The organism is Kitasatospora sp. MY 5-36 (genome assembly GCF_001182915.1).
Lineage (GTDB): Bacteria > Actinomycetota > Actinomycetes > Streptomycetales > Streptomycetaceae > Kitasatospora.
Genome location: NZ_LFVW01000857.1, coordinates 1 through 3,816, shown reverse-complemented (window position 1 = coordinate 3,816; position 3,816 = coordinate 1). Strand labels below are relative to the sequence as shown.

General features: G+C 76.6%; 5 protein-coding genes. 2 read left to right on the top strand and 3 right to left on the bottom strand.

Features of this window, described 5'->3' with window-relative positions; translation table 11 throughout:
- On the bottom strand, positions 1–221 hold a 221-nt coding region (locus AE652_RS37290), incomplete at its 3' end, for a hypothetical protein (protein ID WP_049659681.1).
- Positions 222–377: 156 nt separating this feature from the next.
- On the opposite strand from AE652_RS37290, the gene AE652_RS37285 reads away from it, so the two are divergent.
- On the top strand, positions 378–1,307 hold the full coding sequence (locus tag AE652_RS37285; RefSeq protein ID WP_107086642.1) for a response regulator transcription factor: 930 nt from the start codon (positions 378–380) through the stop codon (positions 1,305–1,307).
- A gap of 111 nt (positions 1,308–1,418) precedes the next feature.
- A complete protein-coding gene (locus tag AE652_RS37280) occupies positions 1,419–2,132 on the top strand; it encodes an alpha/beta fold hydrolase (protein WP_049659676.1) in 714 nt (237 codons plus the stop codon).
- Positions 2,133–2,220: 88 nt separating this feature from the next.
- On the opposite strand, the gene AE652_RS37275 is transcribed toward AE652_RS37280, so the two are convergent.
- Together AE652_RS37275 and AE652_RS37270 are read right to left on the bottom strand one after the other, a co-directional pair.
- Positions 2,221–2,643 (bottom strand): cupin, encoded by a 423-nt coding sequence (locus AE652_RS37275; protein WP_049659674.1) that lies wholly within the window; start codon positions 2,641–2,643, stop codon positions 2,221–2,223.
- A partial coding sequence (locus tag AE652_RS37270; RefSeq protein WP_049659673.1) for an MFS transporter occupies positions 2,640–3,816 on the bottom strand: 1,177 nt, incomplete at its 5' end. The genes AE652_RS37275 and AE652_RS37270, both read right to left, overlap by 4 nt.

The following is a 3,816-nucleotide window of genomic DNA, read 5'->3' as shown; positions in this document are numbered from 1 at the left end:
CCGGCTCCCGGCCGCCGCACCAGCAGGCACAGCGCCGCCAGCCGGTCGACGGCCGCCCGGCAGCGCGCCTCGCCGAGCCCGAGGTCGGCGGAGATCCGCGCCAGGTCGGCGGGCTCGACCCGCCGGTGCCGCACCGCCCACTCGTAGACCAGCCGCGTCTCGCGATCGAGCAGGGCCTCCCGCCCCGACGACCGGACCGCGTCCGTTTTCACCGGATTCATCCACCCCTCCTCAGTCGGCCAACAACTTCCTGGCCCCCTCGCCCCCTGGCGGCCGCCGCGAACGTTGACGACGATCGAACAACCGCTTCCGGGGCCGACCGACCGCCGGACGCGACCGTCGACTGTCGGCCGCCACCAGCTGTCAAGAGGGCTGTCATGAGAGAACGTGGAACCGTCCACATCGCGTTCACCCCACACGCACCAGGAGCCCCACTGGGCTCCGTCCCGGCCCCCACCACCCCCACTGCCGGGCCGGGCGACGGCACCGTCGCCTTCTACGCCTGGGCCGTCCGCCGGGACCGGCCCGCACCGGTCCGGCCCGTGACCGGGCAGTCGTGGAGGGCCGAGCAGTCGTGGACGGCCGCGCAGGCGGTCCACGGGCGGCCGGAGACCGGCGCACCCGCCGTACGGCCGGAGGAGGTGCCGCCGGACCACGGCGCCGTACACGCGATCGTCGGCGACCGGCTGCTGCGGGCCCGCCGGGAGGTCGTCCTCTGCTGCCCCGGCGGCGACCCGACGGCGGCGGCGCTGGCCGACCTGGTCGTGGCCGAACTGCCGCGCACCGACCCCGCGCTGCGGGTCCGGATCGTCCACCAGCACCCCGCGCGCTTCCACCTGCCCACCCAGCGCCAGGCCCGGGCCGCGGAACGGGCCGGCGCCGAGGTGCGGACCACCGGGGAGAGCTGCGGCCCGTTGCTGGTCGTCGACCGGGAGAGCGCCTTCCTGCCGGAGCGGGGACGGACCGACGGGCTCGTCCTGGTGGACCAGCCGTCGGTGGTGGCCCACCTGGCCGACTCCTTCGAGACGCTCTGGCACCAGGGCGAGGCCTTCCGCAGCGGCCCGGCCGCCGCCCGCGCCGTCTCGGACGAGCTCCGGACGACGATCCTGCGGCTGCTCGCCGACGGCCTGAAGGACGAGGTCATCGCCCGCCGGCTCGGGCTCTCGCTGCGCAACTGCCGACGGCACATCGCCGGCCTCTACAGCTCCCTGGGCGCGGACAGCCGCTTCCAGGCGGGTGTGCTGGCGGAGCGTCACGGCCTCACCGGGACGGCGGCGGCCGCCGCCGTCGCCACCGGAGGCCGCTGACAGCCGGCCCGGGTGCGACGGCGACACGCCCGGCGTCACACCGCCGTCACGTTCACCACGGATACTCGGACGGGCCCACCGCCCGCGCCCCGTACGACGGAGGACCCGCCTGTGACCGCCGCCCCCGACCGCCCCACCTTCCTGCTGGTCCACGGCGCCTGGCACGGCGCCTGGTGCTGGGACCCCCTGCGCGCCGCCCTCGCCGCCGACGGCTGGCGCTCACACGCCGTGGACCTGCCGAGCTCCGCCGCCCACCCCGAGGGCACCCGGTCGGCGGGCCTGCTGGAGGACGCCGCCGTGATCCGCGACCACCTGCGGCGGATCGACGGCCCGGTGGTGACGGTCGCCCACTCCTACGGCGGCGCCCCCGCCACCGAGGCCGTCGCGGGCGCCGCCAACGTGGTGCGGGCGGTGTACGTCTCCGCCTTCCAACTGGACGTGGGCGAGAGCACGTTCTCCTTCCTGGGGATTCCCTCACCGGAGGACGACACGGGCCACACCCCGCCGGACGTCGCCCACGCCCGCCAGGAGTACTACGCCGATGTGCCCGCCGACGTCGCCGACCGCGCGGTGGCCCGGCTGAGCCCGCAGAGCGTCCGGTCCTTCACCGAACCGGTGACCACGGCGGGCTGGCGCACGGTGCCCTCCAGCTACGTCGTCTGCGACCAGGACCAGGCCCTCGACCTGTCCCAGCAGCACCGGCTCGCCGCCCGCGCCGACACCGTCCACCGGCTGCCCAGCAGCCACTCCCCGTTCCTGTCCATGCCCGGGGAGCTCGCCGCCCTGCTGGCGCGGATCGCCGACCCCGCCGCACCCTCGGCCTGACGTCAACCTCCTTGGCCGTAAGGGGTGTTGGCGGACACGCCAGGGTGGTCCGGCTCGTGCCGGACCACCCCGCCACGGCCCTCGCCGGTCAGCCGGCCTCGGTGCGCGGCTCCAGCCGGGTACCCGTCCGGAGGGTGATCGACATCAGGTCGCTGGGGGCGTCGAGTTCCAACCGGTGCCAGCGGCCCCGGGGCACGATCGCGGCGGTGCCCGCCGTCAGCCGTACCACCGACTCGGCCTCGCCGGCCTCGCCGGGCTCACCGGGCTCGACCGGGCGGAGGAAGAGCCGGACGCCGCCGGCCAGACAGCAGACCGCCTCCTCGGCCTCGGGGTGCATCTCCCAGTGGTCGGCGTGGACCTCGGCGTCGCTCTCCACGTGGAAGGTCGCGATCTGCCAGGCTCCGGCGTCGCCGCCGGTCATCCGCCGCCCGGTGGCCCGGACGTCGCCGTCGGGGTGGATGTGCAGGGCCGAGGAGAACAGGTCCACGGCCTCGATCGGAGTGGTCGTCATGAGCGGGTTCCTTCCAGTCGGTTCTCCGCGCGGTTCCGCGCGGAGCTTTCTGCCGGGCCCTCCGCCACGGGGGAGAGCGGGTCGGGGAGGCCCGGCACCTCCGGCCGCCGCCGGGGCAACACGGCGACCGCCACCACCGCGGCGAGGACGAAGAGCCCGGCGGTGACGGCCAGTCCGGTGGCGTAGCCGTCGTTGAGGGCGGCCGGGTCGGTGGCGCCGCCGGTGCGGTGCGCGGCGACGGTGGCCAGGGCGGCCAGGCCGACGCAGCCGCCGAGCTGGCGCGAGCTGTTGAGCAGGCCGGAGGCCATCCCAGCCTCGCGGGCGGCCACACCGGTGGTCCCGGCGGCGGCGACCGGGGCCAGGACCAGTCCGGTGCCGACGCTGGTGACCAGCGACGGACCGAGGACGTCGCTGAGGAAGCCGCCGTCCGGGCTGATCATCGCGAACCAGGCCAGGCCCGCGGCGGCCAGCACGGCCCCGGGCACCAGGGCGGCCCGCGGAGTGCGGCGCGCGACGACGCGCGTGGCGAGCACGGTGCCCGCGACCAGTCCGGCCGAGAAGGGCAGGAAGGCGAGGCCGGTGGCGGCGGCGCCCAGGCCCAGGACCTGTTGGAGGTAGAGCGAGACGAAGTAGAAGGCGGTGAACTGCCCGGCGGCGGCCAGGAACACCAGCACGTTGGCACCGGCCACCCAGCGGCTGCGCAGCAGGCCGAGGCGGAGCAGCGGCGCGGCGGTCCTGGCCTCGGTGACGGCGAAGGCGGCCAACAGGGCGAGCGCCGCGGCGAGCGTCCCCAGGGTGGCCGGGGAGCCCCACCCCCGGACGTCGGTGCGGACCACGCCGAACACCAGCAGCCCGATCCCGGCGGTCGCGAGGACGGCGCCGAGCACGTCCGGCCGCTCCCGCCTCACGGGCCGTACGGGCTGTCCGGGCCGCGCCTCGGCGGGCAGCAGGGCGAGCGCCGTCGCCACGACGGGCAGGTTGACCAGCATGACCCAGCGCCAGGTCGCGTACTCGGTCAGCAGCCCGCCCGCCAGCACCCCCAGGGCGCCACCGGCGGCGTTCGTCGCGCTCCACACGCCGAGCGCGCGCACCCGCCCGGGCCCTTCGGTGAACGTGGTGGTGAGCATCGCGAGCGCGGCCGGGGCGGCCGCCGCGGCGCCCACGCCCTGCCCG